The organism is Geoalkalibacter ferrihydriticus DSM 17813 (assembly GCF_000820505.1).
GTDB classification, from domain to species: Bacteria; Desulfobacterota; Desulfuromonadia; order Desulfuromonadales; family Geoalkalibacteraceae; genus Geoalkalibacter; species Geoalkalibacter ferrihydriticus.
The window spans coordinates 141,420-161,095 of the sequence record NZ_JWJD01000006.1 but is presented as its reverse complement, the minus strand read 5'-3'; the positions used below and the strand labels follow the sequence as shown (position 1 = coordinate 161,095).

General features: G+C 61.1%; 13 protein-coding genes. 9 read left to right on the top strand and 4 right to left on the bottom strand.

All coding sequences use genetic code 11. The annotated features are described in order from the left end of the window. Positions 1-13: 13 nt before the first annotated feature. Entirely contained in the window at positions 14-703 is a 690-nt protein-coding gene (locus GFER_RS13940; protein ID WP_040100377.1) for an ABC transporter ATP-binding protein, read from the bottom strand. On the opposite strand from GFER_RS13940, the gene GFER_RS13935 reads away from it, so the two are divergent. Beyond that, complete coding sequence (locus GFER_RS13935) at positions 702-1,343, top strand: arylesterase (protein ID WP_082048089.1); 642 nt, start codon at positions 702-704, stop codon at positions 1,341-1,343. The genes GFER_RS13940 and GFER_RS13935 overlap by 2 nt on opposite strands. Before the next feature lie 223 nt (positions 1,344-1,566). Further along, complete coding sequence (locus GFER_RS13930) at positions 1,567-1,803, top strand: hypothetical protein (RefSeq protein WP_040100374.1); 237 nt, start codon at positions 1,567-1,569, stop codon at positions 1,801-1,803. Between the two features lie 33 nt (positions 1,804-1,836). On the opposite strand, the gene GFER_RS13925 is transcribed toward GFER_RS13930, so the two are convergent. Next, positions 1,837-3,024 carry a PP2C family protein-serine/threonine phosphatase gene (locus tag GFER_RS13925; protein WP_052446432.1) on the bottom strand — a complete coding sequence of 396 codons (1,188 nt, stop codon included), beginning with the start codon at positions 3,022-3,024 and terminating at the stop codon, positions 1,837-1,839. Between the two features lie 215 nt (positions 3,025-3,239). Here GFER_RS13925 and GFER_RS13920 point away from each other — a divergent pair, with 215 nt between their 5' ends. From GFER_RS13920 to GFER_RS13910, 3 genes are read left to right on the top strand one after another with little or no spacing between them, the layout of a single operon-like run. Continuing rightward, positions 3,240-3,947, top strand: a complete 708-nt coding sequence (locus GFER_RS13920) for an ABC transporter ATP-binding protein (RefSeq protein WP_040100372.1) — start codon at positions 3,240-3,242, stop codon at positions 3,945-3,947. Beyond that, a complete protein-coding gene (locus GFER_RS13915; RefSeq protein ID WP_040100370.1) occupies positions 3,944-6,487 on the top strand; it encodes an FtsX-like permease family protein in 2,544 nt (847 codons plus the stop codon). The genes GFER_RS13920 and GFER_RS13915 overlap by 4 nt, the downstream gene beginning before the upstream one ends. 2 nt (positions 6,488-6,489) lie before the next feature. After that, the gene (locus GFER_RS13910; protein WP_200889327.1) at positions 6,490-7,650 is read left to right on the top strand and encodes a lipocalin-like domain-containing protein; all 1,161 of its coding nucleotides are present in this window, start codon (positions 6,490-6,492) and stop codon (positions 7,648-7,650) included. Between the two features lie 24 nt (positions 7,651-7,674). Here GFER_RS13910 and GFER_RS13905 read toward each other — a convergent pair whose 3' ends face one another. Beyond that, entirely contained in the window at positions 7,675-10,020 is a 2,346-nt protein-coding gene (locus GFER_RS13905) for a putative bifunctional diguanylate cyclase/phosphodiesterase (protein WP_082048088.1), read from the bottom strand. A 363-nt stretch (positions 10,021-10,383) separates the two neighbouring features. Then, entirely contained in the window at positions 10,384-10,803 is a 420-nt protein-coding gene (gene mscL / locus GFER_RS13900; RefSeq protein ID WP_040100368.1) for a large-conductance mechanosensitive channel protein MscL, read from the bottom strand. Positions 10,804-10,996: 193 nt separating this feature from the next. Between mscL and GFER_RS13895 the strand changes: the two genes are divergently transcribed. The 4 genes from GFER_RS13895 to GFER_RS13880 all read left to right on the top strand — a co-directional run bounded on the left by GFER_RS13895 (position 10,997) and on the right by GFER_RS13880 (position 19,659). Next, entirely contained in the window at positions 10,997-12,835 is a 1,839-nt protein-coding gene (locus GFER_RS13895) for a YgiQ family radical SAM protein (RefSeq protein WP_052446430.1), read from the top strand. Between the two features lie 216 nt (positions 12,836-13,051). Continuing rightward, positions 13,052-13,417, top strand: a complete 366-nt coding sequence (locus GFER_RS13890) for a response regulator (protein ID WP_040100365.1) — start codon at positions 13,052-13,054, stop codon at positions 13,415-13,417. Between the two features lie 48 nt (positions 13,418-13,465). Beyond that, the gene (locus GFER_RS13885; RefSeq protein ID WP_040100363.1) at positions 13,466-15,985 is read left to right on the top strand and encodes a mannose-1-phosphate guanyltransferase; all 2,520 of its coding nucleotides are present in this window, start codon (positions 13,466-13,468) and stop codon (positions 15,983-15,985) included. A 131-nt stretch (positions 15,986-16,116) separates the two neighbouring features. Beyond that, complete coding sequence (locus tag GFER_RS13880) at positions 16,117-19,659, top strand: alpha-amylase family glycosyl hydrolase (RefSeq protein WP_052446429.1); 3,543 nt, start codon at positions 16,117-16,119, stop codon at positions 19,657-19,659. Positions 19,660-19,676: the final 17 nt, after the last annotated feature.

The following is a 19,676-nucleotide window of genomic DNA, read 5'->3' as shown; positions in this document are numbered from 1 at the left end:
AGCGCCGGCTCCTTCATGCCCGGCCCGCGTCGGACGCCGGGAAGCGTCCGTCGGCCATGTGCAGGCGGCGCCCACAGCGCTGCGCCAGGGCCTCGTCATGGGTGATGAGAATAAGGGTGGTGCCCTGCTCGGCCTGCAAACCGAAGAGCAACTCCATGACGCGTGCCCCTGTGTCCCGATCGAGATTGCCCGTCGGCTCGTCGGCAAGAATCAGCGACGGATTGGCGACAAAGGCCCGCGCCAGGGCCACCCGTTGCTGCTCGCCGCCGGAGAGCTGACCGGGGAAATGGCTTTGGCGATCACGCAACCCGACGGCGTCCAGAGCCGCCGCCGCCTTGTCCCAGGCAGCGGGGTCGCCGGCGAATTCCAGGGGCAACGCGGCGTTTTCCAGGGCGGTCATGGTCGGCACCAGATGAAAAGACTGAAAGACGATGCCCAGGTGCTCGCGACGAAAGCGGGCCAGCCCGTCCTCGTTGAGATCGGCGAGATCAACTCCGTCGACCCGTATGCTTCCGCTGGTGGCCCGTTCCAGCCCCGACATCGCCATGAGCAGGGTGGTTTTCCCCGCGCCCGAGGGACCGACGATGCTCAAGGTTTCGCCACGCGCGACGCGCAGATCGACGCCGCGCAGGATATTGACCTGCCCGCCGCCACCGACTAGACTCAAATGGAGATTCGTTATTTCAACCATGGATTGAGACATGCCTGCCTTCCTGCTGAAAATTTTATTGGTTTTCGTGCTGCTTGCTCCGCAGCTCGTCCTGGCCGGCCAGGAGACTCTGCGTCTGGCCGTGCTCGGCGACAGCCTCACCGCCGGCTACGGCCTGGCCCCCGAAGAGGCGTTTCCCGCCCGCCTGGAAAAAGCCCTGCGTGAGCAGGGCTGTGCAGTGCGCGTAATCAACGCGGGCGTTTCCGGCGACACCAGCGCCGGCGGCCTGGCGCGCCTGGAGTGGACTCTGGCCGATGAGCCGCATATCGTTCTCGTCAATCTGGGCGGCAACGACACCCTGCGCGGCCTGGCGCCGGAACACACGCGCGCCAACCTCGACGCCATCCTCACCCGCCTGCGTGAGCGCGGCGTACAGCCGATTCTGGCCGGCATGCGCGCGCCGCGCAATTTCGGCCGGGATTATTATATCCCATTTGATGCACTTTATCCCAGCCTTGCCGAGAAGCACGATGTGCCCTTCTATCCCTTTTTCCTCGAAGGCGTGGCCGGTGTCCCGGAATTGAACCTGCCCGACGGCATCCATCCCAATGCCCAGGGCGTCGAAGAGATCGTGCGGCGCATTCTGCTGGTGGTGAAAGATGTGGTGACGCAAGAGAAAGCTGCGATTGAATAGGACCTAGAGCACCTATAAAAAAATGGAACTCTTTCGCTGCAAAATCCGAGAGTACCGCAGGGTGCGGCGGTTGAGTGTTGCGGCAAATGTTTGAGCCGTAGGTGAGTTTTTGCCGTACGCGATGCCGCCTCACCCTGCGGTGCATGCTGAACAGCTCCTGAAAAACAAGGCACGAATCGTGAAGAATCCTTGCCGTAATCTCTTTAGGGCAAGGAGTCCAGCCATGCAGACATCTCCTGAAAACGACCTGGTGACCATCGAAGAAGCTGCCGCAATGCTCGGCACCACCACCGTCAACATCCTCATGAACCTCAAGCGCAACCTGCTCCAGGGCCAGGAAATCGATGGTCACTGGCACGTCTCCAAAGCCAGCCTGGCCGCCCACGGCGGCGACACCAAAGCGGCCGTATCCAAACCCCTGTGCCAACGCTCCACCTGCGGAAGTTGCGGGCAGCATTGACAATAAAAGAGGCAGGCCGGTGAGGGTAAGATCTCAGCGGCCGCGATATTCGATGCCAAGCAGAGTGATGTCGTCCGCAAGGGGCGCGCCCCGGCCGAAGGTGCGCAGGGCTTCGATGACCTTGTCACACACCTTGCCCAGCTCATGGCGTTTGAATTCGCCGAGCTTGCGCAGAAAGCGCTCCTCGCCGAAAAACTCACGCATGCTGTTGGTATATTCCACAATCCCGTCGGAATGCAGAAAAATGCGATCCCCCGGATTGAGGCGCACCTCGCTTTCGTTGAACGCTCCCACCTCGCTCAGGCCGATGAGTCCGCCGCCCTGATCGAGAGTCTCCACCGAACCATCGGCGCGCAGCAGCAAAGAGGGTGGATGGCCAGCATTGCAATAGCGCACCCGGCCGCTGTGGATATCGATGAGCAGATAGGCGATGGTGAAAAATTTATCGAACCGCTCGAAGGGAAACTCGGCTTCCAGCGCCGCCATGACCTGAGCCGGTCCCGGAATCCGGTAGTAGGGGGGCTGATCGAGACGCTGCTTGACGATGTGCCCGCTGTGCGGCGAAAGGCTCTGGTGCACCGAAACGCCGACCATGGCCGCGGATACGCCATGGCCGCTGACATCAAACAAGTAGGCCATGACCGTGTCTTCGTCGAGGCGCAGCACGTTGAAAAGATCGCCGCCGACGGCCTCGCAAGGCATGAAGCGATAAGCGAAATTGAGGGTTTCGACTTTGGGCAGATGGCGGGGCAGAAGATTTTTCTGAATCTGCGCCGCGGCGCGCAGACTTTCGCCGAATTCGCGCTGCTTCTTGCTCAGCATGTTGTGGGCAAGGGCAAGCTCGTGCCCGAGGCGACGAATGGTCAGCACATCGCGCACGCGCACCGCCAGATCCGCGGGATCGGCCGGCAGACGCACAGAGCCGGCTAGCCAAGGCGCACGCTCATGCAGCGCGCCGGCGGTACGCCCGGCACCAATCAATGCCAGACAGGCGGTTTCGCTCTGCCGGCAGCCGTCCTCCAAAGCCGACCAAAACTGCGGCCCGGCACCATCGGCCAGATCCGGATCGAGAAGCAATACGGCAGGATTTTCCGCCAACATGCGCAGGGCCGCATCCAGACTGCCGGCGATAACGGCAAAATAGCCCTGCTCGCGCAGCAATCCCCTGAGTGTCTGCCGCTCTGCACCGGGCGCCTGGGCAATGAGAATTTTTTCCGACATGCTCTTCCTCGCACCTTCCCGGTCCCTGCCGGACCTGATATGCCACGATAAGCCGATCGTAACTGTTCAGCATGCACCGCAGGCCTGCGGCGCGATTGGGGATTGCAGCTGAATAGTTACAACCGATCTCATCTTGTGTCAATGGTTGCCCACCGGGCTGCGCAATCTGCTAAACTCTTTGCATAACCTGTTCCCCAACCAAACCCGGAACCGCCATGACCTCTACCCCCGCCACAATCGCCGCGCCCCTGCTGCACCTGCGTCGGCTAAGCAAAAGCTACCGCGAGGGCGAAAGCACCCGCACGATTTTCGCCGATCTCGAGGTAAGCATCGCCCGTGGCGCGCGCATCGCCCTGCTCGGGCGCAGCGGTTCGGGCAAATCGACCCTGCTCAACCTCATCAGCGGCATTGATCAGCCCGACCAGGGCGAGGTGATCATCCAGGGCACCGTCCTCAACCACCTGAGCGAGCACGAGCGCACCCTGTTTCGCCGCGCGCATATTGGGTTTGTCTTTCAGTTTTTCAACCTGATTCCCACCCTCACTGTCCTTGAAAACCTGCTCCTGCCCCTGGAGTTGCAGGGCCGTCTCGATGCGAAGGAAAAACACCGTGCCGAAGAGCTGCTTGGGGAGGTCGGATTGCGGGAGCGCGCCTCTTCCTTTCCCGATCGCCTCTCGGGCGGCGAACAGCAGCGGATTGCCATCTGCCGCGCGCTCATCCACCGGCCCAGCCTGCTGCTGGCCGACGAACCGACGGGCAATCTCGACGGCGAAACGGGAACGCAGGCCCTGGATCTGCTCGATGACCTGGTCCGTGAGCACGGCGCCACCCTGATCATGGTCACGCACAGCGCCGAGGTGGCACGGCGCGCCGATCGCATTCTGACCATCCGCGACGGCCGCCTTGAGGAATCCCCGCCATGATCCTCGCCCGTGCCGGATGGCGCTCGCTCGCGCGCCATCCACTGCAATTGCTGTTTGCCGTTATCGGCGTGGCGCTGGGCGTGGCGGTGGTTATCGGCATCGATCTGGCCAACAGCAGCGCCTCGCGCGCCTTTCGCTTGTCCGCCGACACCCTCAGCGGCAGCACCACCCATCAGATCATCGGCGGACCTCAGGGTCTGGATGAAGATGTCTATCGGCGCCTGCGCGTCGAGGCGGGCGTGCGGCACAGCGCACCCATCGTCGAAGGCTATGCCGAGCTGCCTGGGGTTCCAGGCCTGACGATGCGGATTCTCGGCATCGATCCCCTCGCCGACGGACCATTCCGCACCTATACCCCCAGCCTGGAAACCACCGCCGACTTTACCCGCCTGCTCGTCGAGCCGGGCAGCGCCTTTCTCCTTGATACGACGGCCCGGCGCCTGGGCCTGTCGCTGAACGAAGCATGGCGTGTCGATACCTTGGGCACCTCCGTCTCTCTGACCCTGTCCGGAGTTTTGAGCGCGCCCGACGAAATCACCGCACGCGCCCTGGACAATCTCATCATCGTCGATATCGCCACCGCCCAGGAAACCCTGGGGCTGCTCGGACGGCTGTCGCGCATCGACCTGATCCTGCCCGCAGGCCCATCAGGCCAGGCCCTGGCGGCTGAAATCGAAGCCCTGCTGCCGCCGGCCGCAACCCTGGTAAGCGCCTCGGCGCGCGCTGACGTGATGGCGCAAATGACCCGTGCCTTCCAGCTCAACCTCACTGCCATGAGCCTGCTGGCGCTGGTCATCGGCATGTTTCTGATCTACAACACCCTGACCTTCGCGGTGCTGCAACGGCGCCCGCTTCTCGGTATTTTGCGCACCCTGGGTGTGACCCGCGCGCAGATTTTCCGCCTGATTCTGGGGGAAGCCCTGCTGATCGGCCTGGCCGGCACCCTGCTCGGTCTGCTGCTGGGCGTGGGGCTCGGGCAGGGACTGCTCAGCCTCGTCACCCGCACCATCAATGATCTGTATTTCGTACTCCATGTCCAGCACCTGGAGGTTACTGCCTGGTCGCTGCTCAAAGGTGTGGCTCTGGGTGTGGGCGCAACCCTGGCCGCCGCCTTTATCCCGGCTGTGGAAGCCACCCGCACGCCGCCGCGCCGGGTGCTGATGCGCTCGACGGTGGAAAGCGCGCAACGCCGCCGCGCCCCGCGGATGGCCCTGCTCGGCCTGATCATTGCCGCACTCGGCGCCCTGGCTCTGATTCTGCCCGGCAATAGCCTGATCCTGAGTTTTCTGGCCCTGTTCGCGGTGATTGCCGGCTACGCCCTGGCCGTGCCGGGGCTGATGCTGGCCCTGCTGCGCGCCTTGTCCGCCCCCCTGGGTCGGCTGGGCGGTGTGCTGGGGAAAATGGCCGGGCGCAACCTGGGCGCCTCGCTCAGCCGCAGCGGCGTGGCCACGGCGGCCCTGGCCGTGGCGGTGGCGGCAACCATCGGGATCGGCCTGATGATCGGCAGTTTTCGCCTGAGCGTCGCGCAGTGGCTGGAGAGTTATCTGCGCGCCGATATCTACATCACCACACCGAGCGTGGGTTTCGAAGCGGGACGCACCCCCCTTGAACCGCGCCTCGTTGAAGAATTGAGCCAGGCTCCGGGCGTCGAACTTGCGACACGTGCCCGCCACCTGCTGCTCGAAGGCGCACAAGGCACACTGGAGCTGTTCGTTGCCGAGATCCCGCCCCGCGCCCAGGCGGGCTATGAGTTCAAAAGCGGCGATCCCACGCGGATCTGGCAGGCGTTTGCCACCCAGCCGGCGGTGCTGGTCTCCGAACCTTTTGCCTACCACCGCGGCCTCGGGCGGGGCGATCTGCTTGAACTGCGCACCGATCGCGGTCCGGTGAAATTCGAGGTGGCCGGGATCTACATGGATTACGGCTCCGACCAGGGTCGCGTCACCCTGAGTCGCAACATCTTCACGCGCTACTGGGACGAACGCGGCAGCGACGCCCTCGGTTTGTATCTCAAGCCCGGCCTGGAAGCCGAAACGGTGGCGGCCGAATTACGCGCTCTGGCCGGCGGCCGGCAGCAGGTGGTGGTCTACTCCAACCGCTCCCTGCGCGAAGCGTCCATGGCGACCTTCGACCGCACTTTCGCCATCACGGCCGTGCTGCGCCTGCTGGTGATCATCGTCGCCTTCATCGGCATTCTCAATGCCCTGATGGCCATGCAGATCGAGCGCGCCCGCGAAATGGCGGTGCTGCGCGCCAATGGCCTGACCCCGCGCCAGGTGTGGCGGCTGGTGACCGCCGAGACCGGACTTATCGGTCTGGTCGCCGGCCTGCTCGCACTGCCTCTGGGGCTCGTACAGGCGTTGGTGCTGATCCACGTGATCAACCGCCGCTCCTTCGGCTGGACCATGCAGACCTATCTCGCCCCGGACATTGTGCTGCAGGCCCTGCTGCTGGCAGTCGTCGCGGCGCTGCTGGCGGGGCTTTATCCGGCCTGGCGCATGGCGCGCACCTCGCCGGCCCTGGCCCTGCGGGAGGAATGAGCATGCCCTGGCCCATGCTGCTACTGACCCTGCTACCGACCCTGCTGTTTGGCGCATGCAGCGATCCCCCGACGGCCCCTGACTCCGAACGGCGCCTGAGCCTTTCCGAAACCCTCGGCGCCGAAGAGGATGAGGGCTACGCACGCGCCCTGGTGCCGCGCCCCTTCGTGTTTCCCGAGGATCATGGCCCACATCCCGAATTCAAAACCGAATGGTGGTACTACACCGGCAACCTGCGCGATGGTGCGGGGCGCCGCTTCGGCTATCAGCTCACTTTTTTCCGCGTGGCCTTGAGCCCGCAGTCCCTCGATCGCCCTTCTGAGTGGGGCGCAAACCAGATTTACATGGGCCATTTCGCCCTCAGCGATATCGATGGCCGACAATTTTTTGCTGCCGAGCGCTTCAGCCGAGCGGCTCTCGATCTGGCCGGCGCCCAGGCCGCACCTTTTCGCGTGTGGCTGGAAGACTGGCAGGCGAGCGGCGAGGACCAGACCTTTCCCATGCGCCTGCAGGCAGGCGACGGGCAGACGACCATCGATCTGTCTCTGAGCCAGGGCAAACCCCTGGTTTTGCAGGGCGAGGCGGGCCTGAGCCGCAAGAGCGCCGCGGACGGAAACGCCTCCTATTACTATTCTTTCACCCGCCTGCCGACCCAAGGCCAGGTGCGTATCGACGGACAGACCTTCACCGTCAGTGGCGACAGTTGGCTCGATCGCGAATGGAGCACCAGCGCTCTGGCCCCCGACCAGCAGGGCTGGGACTGGTTCGCCCTGCAGCTCGATGACGACCACGAGTTGATGTTCTACCAGTTGCGCCTCCAGGACGGCGGCAGCGATCCGGCGAGCAAAGGGATCTGGGTGACCCCCGACGGCACAGGACGGCTGCTGCGGCGCGACGACGTCGAACTACAGGTGCTCAAAACCTGGCACAGCCCGCGCGGCGGAACCTATCCCGCGCAATGGAAGCTGAAAGTACCGGGAGAAAATCTGGAATTGACGGTGACGCCCCTGCTCGCGGATCAGGAACTCGATGTCAGCATCCGTTACTGGGAAGGAGCGGTCTGGGTGGAAGGCAGGCGCGCGGGCCGCAAGATCAGCGGTCGCGGCTATGTGGAGTTGACCGGCTATGCCGAGGATCTCAGCGAAACACAGAAAAAGCGCTGAAACGAGCCTGGCGGATGCGGCGTGTTACTGGGTGCCGGCGCGCGGCAGGTGGATAACCCGCGCGGATCTATTCTGTGGCGCCGCGCGCGAAAAAAAATTTTCGACTTTCTCCGCCGCAACCGCCGGGGAGAACAGAAAACCCTGCGCCTGATGGCAGCCTTTGCCGAGAAGCAATTCGGCCTGAGCCTCAGTTTCCACGCCCTCGGCGATCACCTCCATGTTCATGCTGCGCCCCAGGGCGATGATGGAGGTCGCGATGGCCGCATCGTTGCAGTCGCGATTGATGTCGCGCACGAAAGACTGGTCGATTTTGAGCTTGCTGATGGGAAAACGCTTGAGATACCCCAGCGAGGAATAGCCGGTGCCGAAATCGTCGATGGCCAGATGCACGCCGCGAATCTTGAGATCGGTCAGGGTCATGATGGTTTCTTCGAAATTCTGCATGGCGATGCTCTCGGTGATTTCAAGCTCCAGCCAGTGCGGGTCAAGCCCGGTTTCCGCGAGAATGCCCTCGACATTTTCGACAAAATCCGGCTGACGGAATTCGCGCGCCGAAATGTTGACCGCCACCCGCACCGGCAGGTAACCCTGCTCCTGCCAGGCTTTGGCCTGAACACAGGCCGTTTTCAGCACCCACTGCCCCAGAGGCACAATAAGGCCGGTTTCTTCCGCCAGGGGAATAAAGTCAGCCGGAGAGATCCTGCCCTGTACAGGGTGCTGCCAGCGCAGCAGCGCTTCAAGACCAATCAGTTGCCGCGAAGCCAGATCATATTGCGGCTGATAGTAAAGCTCTAGCTGATTCTCGCTCATGGCGCGGCGCAGATTGCTCTCCAGAATCAACATCTCGGGGGTGCGCACGTTCATATCGGGCCGATAGAATTGATAATTGTTGCGGCCTTCTTCCTTGGCCCGGTACATGGCCACATCGGCGTTCTTCATCAGGCCCTCGGCGCTCTGGGCATCGCCGGGGAAAAGGCTGATGCCGATACTGGTGGTGACGAAAAGGTCGTGATGACTGACCTGAAAAGCCCGCCCCAGGTTGCGCAGGATATTGCGCGCGACCCCAGACACTGCCTTGAGATCTTCCATTTCCTCGAGAATCACCACAAATTCGTCGCCGCCCAAACGCGCCACCGTGTCGCCACCACGCAGGCAGCGGCGCAGACGCCCGGCCACTTCGCGCAGCACCTGATCGCCAAGCTCATGTCCCAGAGAATCATTAATGTTCTTGAAGCGATCCAGATCAAGAACCAGCAGCGCGATCTGCCGGTGTGTTTCGCGCGCGCGCGCCATGGCCTGCTGAAGACGGGCATTAAAGCGCAGGCGATTGGGCAGATTGGTCAGCGGATCATGGTGCGCCAGATAGTCGAGACGATCCTGGTTCTCGCGCAGAGTCGCCTCCACCGCCAGGCGCTGGGTAATGTCACGCGCCGCCTGGATAATGCCGCGCAGAGAACCGTCCGCATTCCACAGGGGCGAGGCTTCCAGCTCATAGGTCCGGCGGCGGCCGTCGGGAAGCACCTGGCGATGTACGACTCGGCAGGTTTTTCCGGTACGCTGGACTTCACGCAGCGGGCAGATTTTCTCTTTTTCGTTGCACGGTGTTTGGCTGGCGTCGATGACCTCATGACAGCGGGCACCGGGCCTTAGCGAAGCACCCTCGGCCAGATAGATGCGCGAGGCACGATTCATAAGCAGAATCTCATGGTCGACACCGATCACCATGGTCGGATCGGCGACCCCGTCGATAACCGACTGCAGAAACTGCTGTTCCTGCTCCAGGGCGGCTTCCGCTTCGCTGCGTCGCCGCGCATCGCGCAGGGCGGCGATGCCGTGACTGAGGTTGCCGGCCAGGTCTGAGAGAAGGTCAACTTCATCCTCGTCGAAGGCATCAATTGCTTCGGCATACAAGGCCAGGACGCCGAGCATTACCGCGCCGTGCGTCAATGGGAGCGCCAGGGCGGATCCATAGCCCGGATCACCGGATAATCGCCGACAGGCCTGCGACCAGCGGTCCTCGCCGCCGCGCCGCACCACCACAAAACGCCCCAGGCGCACCGCGCGGCTGATCAGTTGGCAGGCACTGCCCCAACCATCAACGCGCACATCCGTGCGCACCGCATCCAGGGAGCGACACCCCTCGAAGTACTGTCCAGCCTGCACCAGAAGACTGCCGTCGTGCGCATCGGCCAACCCGATCCAGGCCAGCCGATAGCCCCCGACTTGCACTAGAATGCGGCAAATCTGGCCGACGAGCTGTTCTTCCGTTGCACCATGAATGATACTCGCACTTGCAGCGCTCAGAGTGCGCAGCGCGCGGTTGAGCCTGTCCGTGGACAATTCCAGGCAGCGACTTCCTTGTCGGCTCATAAATTCCCTCTGAAAAACCGCCTTATCACGACAGGCGGCGTCAATTGACGGTTCACAAAACCAATGGCCGGGAGTGATCCCCCTGGAGAAACCAGGCCCGAAAAACCTTAAACCAAAACAATTGCAGTACGTTAACCTCTCCAAAAAATCCTCGGACTGTCGATAATCGGTATATTCCCCGAGGCACGCAGACCTTATCCTGCAAAAAATGTGTCCACCGGATACAAGACCCACCAAATCAACAATCTTCCCAAAGAAACAAAAAAAAGCCCCACCCAACAGGGGGAGCTTTCTTGAAATCCTTACTTGCCCGAAGTGAGCTAAAGGGCGCAGAATTTTTTACTGAATCGGTCTGGAGTCGCCCTACTTCTTCAACAGGTCACGGATTTCCGCCAGCAGCTTCTCCTCGGCCGACGGCTCGGGCGGCGGGGCCGGGGCCGCCTCTTCTTTCTTTTTCATCTTGTTAATCGTTTTGATCACCATGAATATGGCAAAGGCGACGATGATGAAGTTGACCAAGGTATTGATGAAAACGCCATAGTTGATGGTTGCCGCCCCGGCCGCCTGGGCCTCGAGCAGGCTGGCATATTCGCCTGCACCAAGAGTGATGAAGAGATCGGTAAAATCGACGCCGCCCAACAACTTGCCGATGGGCGGCATGATCACGTCATTGACCAGGGACGTGACAATCCTGCCGAAAGCCGCTCCGATGATAATCCCCACCGCCATGTCGACGACATTGCCACGCATGGCAAACTCTTTGAATTCCTTGACCACACTCATGAGACACCTCCCTCGTGAAAAACACCCTGGCGCCATGCACGGACCGCCCGTGAAGCCCTCCCCTGACTATCTCATGAGAAATTGAATTGTCAATCACACATAAATTCTGCGGAATCCCCTATCCGGTGTAAAACCCTAATCAATTCGCATAGGGATTGTGCTATGCTGGCCAGGATTTTTTCTGGAGCAGGAAATGAAGACCCCCCCTCTAAAATACAGCGCGGGGTTTCTCCCCACCAGCCGTGCGGAAATGACCGCGCGCGGCTGGGATGAATTGGATATTCTCTTCGTCAGCGGCGACGCCTATATCGACCATCCCGCCTTCGGCGCGGCACTGCTGGCGCGGCTGCTTGAAGCCGAAGGCTATCGGGTGGGGATTATCGCGCAGCCTGCGTGGAAAGACCCTGAATCCCTGAGGGCCATGGGGCGACCGCGCCTGTTTGCCGCGGTTTCGGCAGGCGCCATGGATTCGCTGGTCAACCGCTATACGGCAGCAAAAAAGGTGCGCAATGATGACGCCTATACTCCGGGCGGTCGCGCCGGGGCGCGTCCCGACCGCGCGGTGATCGCCTACACCGCCGCTCTCAAGGGTGCCTTCAAGGGATTGCCGGTAGTCATCGGCGGCATCGAGGCGAGCCTGCGCCGCCTGGCACACTATGATTTTTGGGATGACCGGGTGCGCCGCTCGGTGCTGGTCGACAGCAAGGCCGACCTGCTGGTGTTCGGCATGGGCGAGACGCCGCTTGTGGACATCGCCCGGCGCGCCGCAAGCGGCGAAGAGCTTAAAGCCATGCAGGATATCCGGGGAACGGCGGTGATGCTGTCCGCCCCCTTTCCGGCAGCGCTGGAGTTGCCCTCCTTCGACGCGGTTGCCGCCGATCCGCGGGCCTACGCCGAGGCTTTTCATCTGACCGCCGCTGAAGCCAATCCCTGGAGCGGTCGGGCTCTGACACAGAATCACGGCGCTCGCTGGGTGCTGGTCAATCCGCCGGCGCAACCCTTGAGCGCGGCACAGCTCGATCGTCTCTACGCTCTGCCCTTCACGCGGCTGCCGCATCCAAGCTACACGGAGAAAATCACCGCTTACGAGCAGATCAAGTTTTCCATCACCGCGCATCGCGGCTGCGCGGGGGGCTGCGCCTTCTGCGCCATCACTCACCATCAGGGCAAGACCATCCAGTCGCGCTCGGAACAATCGATCATCGACGAGGTCCACACCCTGACCAGGCATCCGGAGTTTCGCGGAACGCTCAGCGACGTCGGTGGACCCACCGCCAACATGTACGGCATGTTCTGCGGCGATGAAGCCGCGCGCGCCCAGTGCCGCCGCCAGAGTTGCCTGCATCCGCGCATCTGTCGGAATCTGGCGGCAAGCGGCGTGAGGGCCACACGCCTGCTTGAGAAAATCCGCGGCCTCGCCGGAGTGAAACATGTCTTCGTCGCCTCGGGCATCCGCTACGATCTGCTCGATCACCAGCAGGAATACTTCGAAGCACTGCTCGCCCACCACGTGGGCGGCCTGCTCAAAATCGCCCCCGAATCGGTGGTGCCTGAAGTCACTGCCATCATGCGCAAACCCGGCCCCGAACCCCTGGAGAAATTTCTTCGCTATTATCGCGATGCCTGCCATGCCGGCGGTAAGCGTCTCGGCGTGGTGCCCTATCTGATCGCCGGGCATCCCGGCTGCACCCTCTCCCACATGGTGGATACCGCCCTGTTTCTCAAGCGTCACAACCTGCGCGTCGAACAGGTGCAGGAGTTCACCCCCACCCCGGGAACGCTGGCCACCTGCATCTGGCATACCGGTCAGGATCCCTTTACGAACGCCCGCGTACATGTCCCCCAAAACCCGCGCGAGCGCCGTATGCAAAAAGCCCTGCTGCTGTGGCATCTGCCGGAGAGTCGCGGGGACATTGCCGCGGCGTTGAAAGAGTGCAACCGCGAGCGCGACGGCAAAGAGCTGCTCGAAGAAAAAAAGAACCATCCGGAGCCTAAGCGTCAGCAGGCACACAAAGGCAAATCTCGTCGTTGAGGTCTTTTGCGGCCGTATACTTGTTTCAAGCCTCTAGCCATCGAAAATTGCTCTGCTATAATTGCCGAACTAAAAAAAACATGTAACGAATCAGATATAATATCCCTTCGCGCCGCAGGCGGGTTTTCACCGCAAGCGATGACAATACGATCCGCGGTGCAGGACGAATTGTTACAAAAACACATCACAGGGGATAAAACGCCCAGGGAGGTTGCCGTGCCCAAAATTCTAGTGGTCGATGACGAAGATGATCTGCGCTTGCTCTATGCCGATGAATTGGAAGACGAAGGATATGAGGTGGTTACCGCCGGGTCGGGGCAGGAGGCCCGCGAATGTCTGGCGCGTGAGCCCTTTGACCTGATGATTCTCGACATCCAGATGCGCGGCGAGAGCGGCCTTGATCTGCTCAAGGAGATGGTGCGCGAGCGCGAGGAACTGCCGGTGATCCTCTGTACCGCCTTCAGCATGTACAAGGATGATTTTTCATCCTGGCTGGCTGACGCCTATGTGGTCAAAAGCTCTGATCTGAGCGAGCTCAAGGAGCAGGTGCGAATAATACTGGCCAAGAAAAAATCGGCATAAATGTGAATGTAATCTGATCATGAAATTATTTCGCGAAGGAGCGCTCTTATGAAAGCTGTCATCATGGCTGGTGGTTTCGGCACCCGCATCCACCCTCTGACCATCAACATGCCCAAGCCCATGATTCCCCTGTTCAACCGACCCATGATGCTGCACATCATGGATTTGCTCAAGGAACACGGCATCAATGAAATGGTTCTGTTGCTTTATCATCAGCCCGAGGTCATCAAAAACTATTTCGGCGACGGCAGCGAATTCGGTGTGCGCATCACCTATGTCACGCCTCTGGAGGACTTCGGCACCGCCGGTGCGGTAAAACAGGCCGCCAAGTATCTCAAGGAGCGCTTCGTCATCATCAGCGGCGACCTGCTCACCGACTTCGATATCTCTGCTGCACTAAAATTCCATGAAGAGCGCAAAGCCGAGGCGACCATTGTGCTGACATCGGTCAAGGATCCGCTGCAATTCGGCGTGGTGATTACCGACAAAGGCGACCGCATCACCAAGTTTCTTGAAAAGCCGGGCTGGGGCGAGGTTTTCTCCGACACCATCAATACCGGCATTTATGTTCTTGAGCCGGAGGTTCTCGAGCGCATTCCCGACAACGAGAACCGCGACTGGTCGAAGGATGTGTTCCCCGCCATGCTCGAGGAAAAGGCCGCTCTGTTCGGTTGCAGCCTGCAGGGCTACTGGCAGGACGTAGGCAATACCGACGCCTATCTTGAAGCCTGTCGCGACGTCTTTGCCGGAAAAATCCAAATCGATCTGCCCGGCACGCGCGCGCCCATCGAAAATCGGCGGATTTATCTCGGCCAGGACGCGCAGGTCGAGCAGAAGGATCTGTCGCTGCTCGAAGGCATGGTGGTGATCGGTGACAACTCGCAGATCAAAGGCACGGCGCGCCTTAAAAACTGTATCCTCGGACGCAACTGCACCATCGAAGACGGGGTGGAACTCGAAGACACTATTCTCTGGCGCAATGTTTACGTGCGCAAGGGCTCGCGCATCAAGGGCGCCACCTTGTGCAACAGTGTGCAGATCGGCCAGGGCGTGGTCATCGAAGAAGGCGCGGTGATCGCCGATGAAACCACGGTGGGCGATGAAGCCTTCATCAAAAAGGATGTCAAAATCTGGCCGCGCAAACTCGTCGAAAGCGGCGCCATCGTCACCACCAACCTCATCTGGGGCGAGAAATGGCGCAAATCCCTGTATGACGGAGCGCTGGTACGCGGCTTGACCAACGTCGAACTGACACCTGAATTTTCCGCCAAGCTCGGTTCGGCATTCGGCTCGACCCTACCCAAGGACAGTTTCATTCTGTGCGGACGCGATGCGGTGCGCTCCTCGCGTATGCTCAAGCGCGCCTTTGTCGGCGGGCTGCTGTCCACCGGGGTCAACGTCATTGACGTCAAGATGATCTCGCTGCCGGTACTGCGCTACAAGCTCACCACTTTCGGCGAGGTGGGCGGGGTGCATTTCCGTCAGAGCCCCGATGATCCCGCCGCCACGGAAATCATTTTTTATGACGCCGACGGGGTGGAGGTTTCCTCTTCGGCGGCCAAGGGCATCGAGCGGGTCTACTACAAAGAAAATTTCCGCCGCGTGCATCACTCTGAACCTGGTGGAATTTCAGAGCTGCCACGCATCTACGACTATTACCGCGAAGGGTACCGCCGAGCCCTGGACCGTGAGGCTCTGCGCGCCGCGGCCCCCAAGGTGGTGGTGGACCTCAATCACTCTCCCGCGGGCGATCTGTTGCCGAGCCTGCTCAACGAGCTTGGCTGTGAGGTCATCGAACTCAATTCCCACGTTTCCGAGCGCGCCTCCGGGGCCACTCCGGAGCAGCGCAAACGCGCCGAGGAGCAGCTCTCGCGCATTGTCGTGACTCTCGGTGCCAACGCCGGATTCTGGATCGGCCCCTCCGGCGAGCGTTGCGTACTCATCGACGAACGGGGCGAAATATTCTCCGACATCGATGCCTTGTGTACTCTTGCGTCTCTGGTCTGCCGCGCCGAAGGGCGGGGCGAGCTGGTCGCGCCGGTGCCCGCACCTCAAGCGGTGGAGGCTCTCGCCCAGGCGGCCGGGCTGACCGTAACCCGCACCAAAAACGATGGCCGCGCCCTGGTCGATGCCGCCAAAAACAAGAATGTCCAGTTGGGGTTCTCCATGGAAGGGCACTACATCTTCCCCGCCTTTCACTACAACTTCGACGGCATGTTCACCGTCGCCAAAACCCTGGAACTGCTGGCACGTACGGGCCAGACCCTGAGTGCCGCGCGCCAGGCCGTCAAACGGCAGGCTTACCGCCATATCCGGATTCCCTGCTCCTTTGACCTCAAGGGGGGAATCATGCGCAAGATGAGTGAAGACAGCGTCGACCACGAGGCCAGCTTCATCGACGGTGTCAAGGTGCAGCGCGGCGATGCCTGGGTTCTTATGCTGCCTGATCAGCATCAACCTGTGGCCCATGTCATTGCTGAAGCGGACAATGCCGCCGAGGCCGACCGGCTGGTGGAGGAGTATCGACACAAACTTGAAGAATGGAAGAAAGAGCTGCTCAGTCAGTGATACGCGCCCAACGCGGGCGATCATAACCTGACAAGGGGCCGCCGGGAGCGCCGGGATTCGTTTCCGACACCACCCGTCGGCCCCTTGAACTTTGCGCCCGCGACATGCCCAAACATCAAAAGGATTCCACCATGACTGCTAAAAATTCTTCCCGGCAGTACTTCCCTCTCGACATCCAGATTTCCGATCAGGCCTGGCAGCGCCTTGCGCTCGGCGAACGCCTGCGCCCTTTTCGCCAAGCGCCGCTGATGCTGCGCCTGCGGGTCGTCGCCGACTGTATCAACGGCGCTGAGCAGCGCCAGGTCGTCGGCGCCGGCGAACTCCACCTGGCGGCACTTTTGAACCGCGCGTTCCGTCATCTGCTGCAACGCTATTTCGCCGGCCGGGACTGCCGGGTCGACCTCAACCAGATCCGGATCTCCGGGCGCGCCATATCGAACCCGCGCCTGCTGGCCGCTCTTGAAGCCTTTGTCGCCCTCTTTCCCCCCGATGCGGTGCGCGACGTGGAGATCAGCACCGAGGATTTTCTGCGTCAGGAGCACAACCGCCTCACCGCCCTGGGTGAACTGTTTATCCTTGCCGTGCAGAACAACAACCCGGCCCTCGGCCCCATGCGACCGCTATTTGACGACAGTGAGCTGGCGCAGCGCACCTCCTATCGTCAGGCACTCAGCGAATTCGACAGCGAACTCGAGGATTCGCCCGCCACGGGTCTGCTGCGGCGTTCACTTCTTGACCTGCTGGAAGAACCCATCCGGAAATCGCCTCAATCCCTGCACGGTCAGTTGGGTTTTATCCGAGAGCTCTGGCGCGAGCATCTGCCGCCGGAATTGCAGGAAGACATTCTCACCGCCTTCGATATCAGCGCCGAAGAGACCCACATGCGCGGCTTCGGACCGGGGCCGACGCAAGTCATCGATTTCCGCCGCGAGGAAGTGCGCGTCGATTATCATTATCCCGAGCCCGAGGCGTTCACCGCCGACGCCGACTGGATGAGCAACGTGGTGCTCATCGCCAAGTCCACTTACGTGTGGCTTGATCAGCTGAGCAAGCGCTACGAGCGTCCCATTGTGCGCGTCGACCAGATTCCCGACGCGGAACTCGACCGCCTGGCCCGCGCGGGCTTTAACTCCCTGTGGCTGATCGGGATCTGGGAGCGTTCGCAGGTGTCCCAGTGGATCAAACACATGCGCGGCAATCCCGAAGCCCTGGCTTCGGCCTATTCCCTCTACGATTACGTAATCGCCGCCGACCTCGGCGGCGAGGAAGCCATGGCCGATCTTGAGCAGCGCTGCCTTCAGCGCGGCATCCGCCTGGCCTCGGATATCGTGCCCAACCACACCGGACTTTACTCGCGCTGGCTCAAGGAGCACCCTGACTGGTACGTGCAGCTCGACTATTCCCCTTACCCCAGTTATCGCTTCGGCGGACGCGACCTCTCTCCCGACCCTGAAATCAGTTTGCAAATCGAAGACGGTTATTACGACCATTCCGACGCGGCGGTGGTGTTTAAGTACACCGATCACCGCGATGGGCGGGTGCGTTACATCTATCACGGCAACGACGGCACCCACATGCCGTGGAACGATACGGCGCAGCTCAATTACCTGCTGCCCCAGGTGCGTGAGGCAATGGTCGGCACCATCCTGCACATCGCGCGGCGCTTCAAGGTCATTCGCTTCGATGCCGCCATGACCCTGGCAAAAAAACACTTCCAACGCCTGTGGTTTCCTCAACCCGGAGGCGGCGCCGGGGTGCCGTCGCGCGCCGAACACGCCATGACCCGCGAGGATTTTGAACGCGCCTTTCCCAAGGAGTTCTGGCGCGAGGTCGTTGACCGGGTGGCTGCCGAGGTGCCCGACACCCTGCTCATCGCCGAAGCCTTCTGGTTGATGGAAGGGTATTTCGTGCGCACCCTGGGTATGCACCGCGTCTACAACAGCGCGTTCATGAACATGCTCAAGAACGAGGAAAACGCCAAATATCGCCAGACCATCAAGAACACCCTTGAGTTCAACCCTGAAATTCTCAAGCGCTTCACCAATTTTATGAACAACCCCGACGAAGCGACCGCCGTCGAACAGTTCGGCAAGGGCGAAAAATACTACGGCGTAGCGACCATGCTCGCCACCATGCCGGGGCTACCTATGTTCGGCCATGGGCAAATAGAGGGTCTGAGCGAAAAATACGGCATGGAGTACAGCAAGGCCTACTGGGATGAAAACATCGACGAAGGCATGGTACGCGAGCACGAGCGACGCATCTTTCCCCTGCTGCGCAAGCGGTACCTGTTCAGCGGCTCGGAAAATTTCCGCCTCTATGACTTCTGGGCCGAGCAGGGCGTCGACGAAAATGTTTTTGCCTATTCCAACCGCTGCGGCGAAGAGCGTGCGCTGGTGGTCTTCCACAACTGCTATGCCGAAACCTCAGGCTGGATTCGCTCTTCGGCCGCGTGGGCAAGCGCTCCCTCTGAGGAGCCCGCCTGGCTGGAGCAGACCACTCTCGGCCAAGCCCTCGACCTCAAAACGGAAGAGGGTGTTTTTTACCGTTTCCGCGAACATCCGTCCGGCCAGGAATATCTGCGCAGCGGGCGTGAACTGATCGAGCAGGGGCTGCATGTACGTCTGGAAGCCTATCAGTGTCAGGTATTCCTCGGTTTTCAAGAACTGCGCGATGCGGAGGGTATCTGGCAGCAAGTCTACACCGAACTCAACGGCCGACCCTGCCGTGACCTCGACCGTGCCTGGGGTCGTCGCCATTACGCGGACCTGATTACGGCAACTGGCGAACTTCTGGATCCCGAAATTCTCCAACACTGGGGAAATCTCGCCATTTCTGAAAGAACCAAAATTAAAAAGGATAAATATTCAATTGACTTTTCGCGCCGCCTGTCTTACTTTTGCCAGGAGATCATTCACAAGTGCTCATTAGACACAACGGAAGCCCAGTTGGTCGCGGCACGGGATGAGGACCTTGCGGCCCTGCGCCGGTTGCGCCGCCTGACCAGCCGCAGGCCCAAGGAACGCGCCGCACTGGCCTGCCTGCACGCCGGCCTGCCGGGGGAAACCCACACACCAAAAGCGCAAGGACAGGGCACGGGCGCCCTCTTGAGAGCCACCGCGGGCCAAGAATACCGCATCCTGCTGCCCTGGGTTTTATGGCACCGACTGTCGGACGAAAAGCAGCAAGGGCAGGCACTTCCACCTGCCGGAAAGCTCATTGAGCGCTGCCTGCTCGATGAAGTGCTGTGCGCCAGCATGCACGGCTCCGACACCCCGCCATTTAATCTGAGCCTTGATCAGGCGCGGGTGGAAACCCGGCTGCTGGTGCTACTGCTTGATCAGCCCGCGACGGTATCGCCGAAGGCGCTTCGCCAAGCGATGGCCAACTTTTTGCAGAACCCTGCGGCACGTGAATATCTCGGTGTCAATCTTTATGAAGGCATCGAATGGTTCAACCGTGAACGTTATGAAAATCTTGTTTATTGGCTCTGTCTGCTGGGAGCCCTGCACCAAGCGTCCGGGGAGGACACCGATCAGAAACTGCTCAGTACAGTAACCGCTCTGGTTGACGAGGCACGCTATCTACTTGCCCAGGCACACGCCCAAGGCTACCAGGTGGAGGCGCTGACCCGTCACTTGGCGGAAACAACCCAGGAAACCCGCGCCGGCTAATCGCTCGGTTCACATAC

What these genes read in the sequence shown, in the direction of transcription:
- GFER_RS13935 (WP_082048089.1), top strand. Translation starts at nt 702, where the DNA reads ATGCCTGCCTTCCTGCTGAAAATTTTATTGGTTTTCGTGCTGCTTGCT.
- GFER_RS13940 (WP_040100377.1), bottom strand. Translation starts at nt 703, where the DNA reads ATGTCTCAATCCATGGTTGAAATAACGAATCTCCATTTGAGTCTAGTC.
- GFER_RS13930 (WP_040100374.1), top strand. Translation starts at nt 1,567, where the DNA reads ATGCAGACATCTCCTGAAAACGACCTGGTGACCATCGAAGAAGCTGCC.
- GFER_RS13925 (WP_052446432.1), bottom strand. Translation starts at nt 3,024, where the DNA reads ATGTCGGAAAAAATTCTCATTGCCCAGGCGCCCGGTGCAGAGCGGCAG.
- GFER_RS13920 (WP_040100372.1), top strand. Translation starts at nt 3,240, where the DNA reads ATGACCTCTACCCCCGCCACAATCGCCGCGCCCCTGCTGCACCTGCGT.
- GFER_RS13915 (WP_040100370.1), top strand. Translation starts at nt 3,944, where the DNA reads ATGATCCTCGCCCGTGCCGGATGGCGCTCGCTCGCGCGCCATCCACTG.
- GFER_RS13910 (WP_200889327.1), top strand. Translation starts at nt 6,490, where the DNA reads ATGCCCTGGCCCATGCTGCTACTGACCCTGCTACCGACCCTGCTGTTT.
- GFER_RS13905 (WP_082048088.1), bottom strand. Translation starts at nt 10,020, where the DNA reads ATGAGCCGACAAGGAAGTCGCTGCCTGGAATTGTCCACGGACAGGCTC.
- mscL (WP_040100368.1), bottom strand. Translation starts at nt 10,803, where the DNA reads ATGAGTGTGGTCAAGGAATTCAAAGAGTTTGCCATGCGTGGCAATGTC.
- GFER_RS13895 (WP_052446430.1), top strand. Translation starts at nt 10,997, where the DNA reads ATGAAGACCCCCCCTCTAAAATACAGCGCGGGGTTTCTCCCCACCAGC.
- GFER_RS13885 (WP_040100363.1), top strand. Translation starts at nt 13,466, where the DNA reads ATGAAAGCTGTCATCATGGCTGGTGGTTTCGGCACCCGCATCCACCCT.
- GFER_RS13880 (WP_052446429.1), top strand. Translation starts at nt 16,117, where the DNA reads ATGACTGCTAAAAATTCTTCCCGGCAGTACTTCCCTCTCGACATCCAG.